The 6,761-nt window shown below is 35.3% G+C and carries 7 protein-coding genes; 6 read left to right on the top strand and 1 reads right to left on the bottom strand.

Going from position 1 to position 6,761, the window contains the following annotated elements:
• The first annotated feature begins 19 nt into the window (after window positions 1–19).
• The 3 genes from BHU72_RS16500 (at window position 20) to BHU72_RS05030 (ending at window position 1,869) form a co-directional block, all read left to right on the top strand.
• Entirely contained in the window at window positions 20–169 is a 150-nt protein-coding gene (locus tag BHU72_RS16500) for a spore coat associated protein CotJA (RefSeq protein WP_083248268.1), read from the top strand.
• Window positions 170–402: 233 nt separating this feature from the next.
• Entirely contained in the window at window positions 403–1,242 is an 840-nt protein-coding gene (locus tag BHU72_RS05035; RefSeq protein ID WP_069701547.1) for a hypothetical protein, read from the top strand.
• 75 nt (window positions 1,243–1,317) lie between these two features.
• Window positions 1,318–1,869, top strand: coding sequence for a hypothetical protein (locus BHU72_RS05030; RefSeq protein ID WP_069701546.1), 552 nt, complete (start codon window positions 1,318–1,320; stop codon window positions 1,867–1,869).
• A 544-nt stretch (window positions 1,870–2,413) separates the two neighbouring features.
• Here the strand turns inward: BHU72_RS05030 and BHU72_RS05025 are convergent.
• Entirely contained in the window at window positions 2,414–2,626 is a 213-nt protein-coding gene (locus BHU72_RS05025; RefSeq protein WP_069701545.1) for a DUF3892 domain-containing protein, read from the bottom strand.
• Window positions 2,627–2,818: 192 nt separating this feature from the next.
• Between BHU72_RS05025 and BHU72_RS05020 the strand changes: the two genes are divergently transcribed.
• The 3 genes from BHU72_RS05020 (at window position 2,819) to BHU72_RS05010 (ending at window position 6,654) form a co-directional block, all read left to right on the top strand.
• Window positions 2,819–3,277 carry a C40 family peptidase gene (locus BHU72_RS05020; protein WP_069701544.1) on the top strand — a complete coding sequence of 153 codons (459 nt, stop codon included), beginning with the start codon at window positions 2,819–2,821 and terminating at the stop codon, window positions 3,275–3,277.
• A gap of 102 nt (window positions 3,278–3,379) precedes the next feature.
• Window positions 3,380–4,732: a glucose-6-phosphate isomerase gene (locus tag BHU72_RS05015; protein WP_069701543.1), complete on the top strand. Its 1,353-nt coding sequence runs from the start codon at window positions 3,380–3,382 to the stop codon at window positions 4,730–4,732.
• Between the two features lie 38 nt (window positions 4,733–4,770).
• On the top strand, window positions 4,771–6,654 hold the full coding sequence (locus tag BHU72_RS05010) for an SLC13 family permease (RefSeq protein WP_218076102.1): 1,884 nt from the start codon (window positions 4,771–4,773) through the stop codon (window positions 6,652–6,654).
• Window positions 6,655–6,761 lie beyond the last annotated feature (107 nt).

Below are 6,761 nucleotides of genomic sequence, written 5' to 3'. Positions count from 1 at the left end.
ACAGCAAGTCACACCTGTAATGCCAATCTATCCTGTTCTACCAATGCCATTTGATCCTTTCTGCCCACAATTCTCTCCTCAAGAAGCATTGGAAAAAGGAACATTATTTAAATGGTTATACGATCCATATGTACCTACAATGCCTAGAAGAAGAGGTTTGTTCGGGTAATATTCAATGAACTAAACAAATTATTTTTCATGAGGCTGTTGCTCAACGAATTAAAATTTCGATGAGTAACAGCCTTTTTGTTATTTTTATTTGTCGAATATTGACATCTTATGTCGACAAGGAAGGATTTTCCACTATTTTTGTCGAAAGGTTTGGAAAATCAATTGCATATTCAGTGTTCATGGCATAAATGATTAAAACTCAAAGCGTAGAAATGTCTATAATGGGCAGTTATGAATAGATTTATTAATTTAGTTGTAATTTCGGCTTTAATTTTCACGACAATCTTTGCATATCCGATTAATGCAAATGCTGCACCAAAAAATAATGTATCAGAGTTTACGTTTACGGTTGATGATGTAATTTATACTGCTAGTATTATAGAACATGGCAAGGGCTCAATAACTACAACTGTAACGGGTAGTGATGGATCTCATGAGGTTTCAAAAGCTACTCGCAATAAAGACATTGTCACTATAGAAACCGAAGGAAAAACTACTTTAATAGATGTATCTATTAAAGAAATAGATTCAATGTTTGTTCCAGAAGTAGCGCTTATGTCAAATTACATTCATAAAGGAATTATTAACTATAATCCACCTATTGGTCATGGTGACATAGCAAGAATTGATTATTTATATAGAATAGTGGATAGATCAGAAGTAAATGTTGATTTACATGCGATATTAGGACTTACAGTATCCGCTGCTATTACTGTCATTGCATTCGTACGTACACCTCAATTAGCTCCCATGTATTGGCAAGCACTAGTTACGGGATCAGTATTTATATCAAGTGGAATAGTGGTTTACGTTATCGCAAATAGTGTAACAGCCATACGTAATGTGTATGAGGTTAAGGGTAGGAGAAATGGAGTAATAGGTAGTAGTAGCTACGCTGGAGATAAATATTTTATCAGAAATGCATATGGTGTTACAACTGGAGAACATAACTTGGGTTTCGTACCAGAATATTGGACAGATGAAACAATTGCATTTCTATTATTCAAAGATTTTTTTGCTCAAGCACTATACAATGGTGTTAGATCGCATACTTGGTTGCTATTTGATTAATGATTATAGTGCAAGGCCTCTAGTTTTTAAGACAAATTAGAGGCTTTGCATAAATTATTCCAACGGGGGTTCGAAATGAGGAATATTGGCACATATGCCTTTGAAGGATTAACTTTCATTATTTGGTTATTAGCCATTGGAACGCTATTCAATGTAAATATTTTTTATTTCAAGGAATATCGACTTGAGTATGCGAATCTAGAGTCAGCTATAAAGGAGATTTGGCCTTCTTCAGAAATAGTTAATGAATGGGATTTAAAGGGCAATAAATTATTTGTTTTTAAAACACCCACGGAGTATCGATATATTTTTTTTCCAAAAGGTTTAATAAGTAATCGTTATGCTTTAAATGATAATAGTATATTGCATTCCTATAGTCTATTTGATGTAAATAGACCGATTAGAAGACAACTCAAGCATTTCACTGGCACATATTATGTTGAAATTAGTACTGAAGAACTAATAATAGAGAAACACGATAGATGGGAAAACTTATCGTTGTATCCGCTTTTTTTTCAGATTTTAATTTCTATTGGATTTATTAGTTATTACACAAACACTTTTATAGAAAGGTATAAAATTCGCAAGATGAAACGAGATTTGGATAATAGAGAAAACATAGGGTAGGACTAAATATATAACTCTGTAATTCTATAATTGAAAAAGAAATATTTTTTAATTAAATTACGGTAATTGATAAGTGATTCTTCTAGTAATAGAAAATAAAGTACGTTGAAAGTAATTATTAAGTAGGTGAGAATTCTGGTTAGTGAGATTCAAGAAATTAATAGCATTCTAAGTGATTTATTTATACTTACCATTCATATCAGGGTACAACGATTTTCCGTTTCTCAAGGGAAATTGACCCAGAGTGATGTTAAGAACTATTTAATGAGATCCGGATATCTTTTCAATCGATAAGTGATTGTCTCAAAAGATATACCGGATTTTTTATTGAATTTCCTAAAGGGAATATTTTTAAGAAGTTAAAGTTCGTGGCCCACTAAAGTAATTTATCGACATAGGATCAAGGTAATCCTTGGACGGCGCGCATATTCAAGCGAAAGGCGACCCGATTGCTGACTAACAGAAAACATCGCTGCTGAAGAAAAAGCCAGGACAGCCCACAGGTAAAGGGCTGTCCTTTTCGCTTGATACCTGCATCAAGGTTTTATTCTAAATTGTTGTCTGGATTAAAGTCTGGCATAGAACGAATAAACTGCTTGCCATTACGTGTAAATACTTGATAATCGGAGTACTTATCAATGTTCTCGATTACTTGTTCGCGGGTAAGAATCTCACCTGTGACAGTATCTTCAAACTTCTCATTTCCTCCAGTACTACTTTCCTCTACAACCTTTAATCTTGGCTGTCCAGAATTCATATTATCACCTCATTCGTAGATACAGGCATCATTCTCAGTATCTCTTTATTGTGATAATTTATCCGAATAGAACACTGATGAAAGTTAATTCGACAAAAAACTACTATAGAGCAGTATTCCTGTCGAATAATATGATTTCCCACGGAATAAGTTGAATGGATAGGTAACAATCAATAAGAAGGGTGGTTTCCTATGGAATTAAAACCATTTGACTTAATTCTCGTCCGTGGAGGAAGTCCAATCTCTAAACTAATTCAAAAACATACCAATTCCCCGTATTCTCATGTCACAATTGTACTTGATCAGCTTCATCTGATGGAAAATAGCTGGTATTTCCCGGTTTCCATCCGACATTTAGAATATCAGGAAGAGAGCTTTGATGTATTTCGACCGAAATCACTCACTATGGAAGAAAAGCAAATTATTTCAAAATTCTTAATGGCTCATATCAATACTAAGTATGATTATTTTCAAGTGTTTACGCATTGGCTACATCTACTCTTTGACTTTCGAATTATAAATTCGAATACTCGATTTCATTGCGCAGAATTGATTAATGAAGCATTTCAAGCTGCTGGAATATTCTTGGTTAAGGGTTTTCCGACTCCAGGGGAAATATCGAAATCGGAATTTCTAAAAAAGGTAACGTAAAATACTAAAAAAAGAAATAAATCTCATAAGTATGTTAAAACTAGAAGGAATTAGAAATTAAATCGAGAATTTCGTTAGAAAAGGAAAAAAGGACGTGAATTAGTGAAACGAGTGACATTTGATTGGTCCAATGCAAAAGACTATATTAACTTACAGGAAATCCAAGCATATTCAGAAAAGGTAGAAAAATGCCATGCGGAGTTGCATGAAGGAACAGGACAGGGGAATGACTTTCTTGGTTGGTTAGAGCTGCCACAGAAATATAATCAAGAAGAATTTAATAGGATTTTAAAAGAAGCCAAAAGAATACAAGAAAACTCCGACATTCTGATTGTAGTAGGTATCGGTGGTTCATATTTGGGCGCACGCGCTGTCATTGAATCATTACAGCATACGTTCTATTCTCTGTTACCAAAAGAAAAGCGCACCGCTCCACAAATCCTTTATTTAGGAAATAATATTAGTTCACGATATATAAATGATTTGCTTGATGTGATAATAGATAGAGACGTATCTGTGAATGTTATATCTAAATCTGGTACTACAACAGAACCGGCGATTGCTTTTAGAATAATAAAAGATTGGTTAGAAAACAAGTATGGAAAAGAAATTGCAAAGAGCCGAATTTACGCCACCACAGATCAACAAAAAGGAGCATTAAAACAACTTGCAAACGAAGAAGGATATGAAACTTTTGTAGTGCCAGATGATGTAGGTGGGCGATACTCTGTTCTAACGGCTGTAGGATTATTACCGATTGCGGTTTCAGGAATTAATATAGAGGAATTGATGCAGGGAGCAAAGGATGCCTATGCAGATTTACTTGCACCTAATCTTATGAAAAATGACGCATATCTCTACGCAGCAATTCGTAATACTCTTTACAATAAAGGGAAAACAATAGAAGTGTTTGCGTCATACGAGCCTTCCTTGACGTATATATCCGAATGGTGGAAGCAACTATTTGGTGAAAGTGAAGGAAAAGATGGAAAAGGTATATTTCCAGCCGCAGTAAACTTTACGACTGACTTACATTCTATGGGCCAATATGTGCAAGATGGTCTAAGAAATTTATTTGAGACCGTTGTATACGTTGAAACCTCAAATCGTGAAATAGTCATAGAAGCTAAGGAACAAGATGCGGATGAACTCAATTATCTTGCAGGAAAGTCTTTAGATTTTATTAATTACAAAGCACTGCAAGGCACTATGTTAGCCCATACTGACGGGCATGTACCGAACCTTACAATTATGATTCCGGAATTGTCACCGTACTATATAGGCTATCTACTTTACTTTTACCAAAAAACCTGTGCGATTAGCGGTTATTTATTAGGAGTAAATCCGTTTGATCAACCAGGAGTAGAAGCATATAAGAAGAATATGTTTGCACTTCTAGGAAAGCCTGGTTATGAAGATAGGAAAGCTGAACTTGAAAAACGACTAAAGGGTTAAAAAAAACCAGAAAATTACGTAGCAGGGAGAAATAAATAGTGGATCCGCAAATGATATTAACATTTACTATCCTATTGATCACAACAGTATTATTCATTTTTGGACGGTTTCGCACAGATATCGTTGCTTTAGGATCTTTATTAGCATTGACTTTAACGGGCATATTGACGACTGGGGAAGCACTAGCCGGCTTCTCCAATCCTATAGTTATCATGATTGCGGGACTTTTTGTTGTTGGTGCAGGCATATTTCAAACTGGATTAGCCCGCGTAGTTGGGAAGCAACTATTAAAGGTAGCAGGAAATAATGAGACCAAACTATTAATTATGATTATGCTTGTTGTTGCATTTTTGAGTGCTTTCATTAGTAATACAGGAACTGTAGCGGTCTTAATGCCAGTCGTTGTGTTACTATCCTTCGAACTAAAAATTAACCCAGCTAAGTTCCTTATTCCCTTAGCTTATGCAAGTAGTCTTGGTGGAGTATTAACGTTAATTGGGACAGCCCCAAACTTAGTCATTAGTCAAACGCTTGTTCAATATGGATATGGACGCTTGTCTTTTTTTGACTTTACTCCTATTGGTGCGATTGCGCTCTTTACAGGAATAATATTTATCGTTCTAGTGAGAAACTTCTTACTACCTAATGATAAAAATCCTCAAAATTCAGCGAGTGGTGCTGATTTATCGTTAGATGAATTAATAGATTCGTATCATCTGCAGAGTAATATCTATCGCTTAACGATTTCACCAGAGTCAGAAATGATTCGAAAATCGCTAGCAGAATTAAAACTACCGAACACGTACCGTGTTAGTGTAATAGGAATCGAAAGAAAACATACGACAGGTAAAGCAGTGATTCATGGTTATAACGGTTATTCGAATATTATTCCTGGACCAGCCACGGTCATTGAAGAATCTGACATTTTATATGTGCAAGGCGCGTTAGATCAAATAAAGATATTATGTCGAGAGAACCAACTAAAGTTAGAGGATACCATTACTCCAAACTCTATAGAAACTGGATCTATACATAAACAGTTAATCAATAAGTATATAGGAATTGCTGAGGTTTTATTGACGCCAAATTCAAACTTAGTCAATCATTCCATAGAAGAGATTCACTTCCGTGAAAAATACAACCTGAATGTGATTAGCATTAATCGTAAAGGTCATTATATTCAGAAAGACGTCTCGAAGAAGAAACTACTCTTTGGAGATGCTTTATTAGTCCAAGGAAATTGGAAAGACATTGAATTGCTTTCTAAAGACAACCAGGATGTTGTTGTCCTCGGTCAAACAAGTAAGCATGCGAGTATGGCTGCCGCTAGCGGAAAAGCTCCGATGGCAGCACTGATTATGCTATTTATGTTGGGTTTAATGACTTTAGAAATCGTGCCACCTGTCATAGCAGTATTAATATCAGCCATGTTTATGTTAATTACAGGTTGTGTTCGTAATATGGATGACGCGTATCGCACCATTAATTGGGAAAGTGTTATCTTAATTGCTGCCATGTTACCGATGGCTACGGCTCTTGAGAAAACTGGTGGAGTTGCATTTCTGTCAGAGACTATTATACAGAAAATAGGCATATACGGACCGTTAGCTGTACTTGCTGGATTCTACATTATGACCACAGCATTCAGTCAATTTATTAGTAACACGGCAACTGCAGTGATTTTTGCACCGATTGCTATTACCACAGCTTTGAGTCTTGGGGTACATCCTTTACCTTTTCTTATGACAGTGGCGGTGTCAGCAAGTATGGCATTTGCAACGCCTGTAGCTTCACCTACGAATGCATTGGTTATGACAGCAGGGAATTATAAGTTTAGTGATTTCGTTAAAGTTGGCTTACCGCTACAAATTGTAATTGGTATTGTTATGATTTTAACTTTACCTATGATATATCCATTTTAATAGTTTGAATATTTGAAAAATATCTTAAAATTCCACAAAAAAATGAAGGATAACTTGTCTTAATCTCGAATAGATTGTACTGAGGGTACTTAAATCTATTGGGGGGA

It is taken from the genome of Desulfuribacillus stibiiarsenatis (assembly GCF_001742305.1).
Taxonomy (GTDB): Bacteria; Bacillota; Bacilli; order Desulfuribacillales; family Desulfuribacillaceae; genus Desulfuribacillus_A; species Desulfuribacillus_A stibiiarsenatis.
The sequence above is the reverse complement of the archived record's forward strand: the minus strand, read 5'-3'. Positions and strand labels throughout refer to the sequence as shown.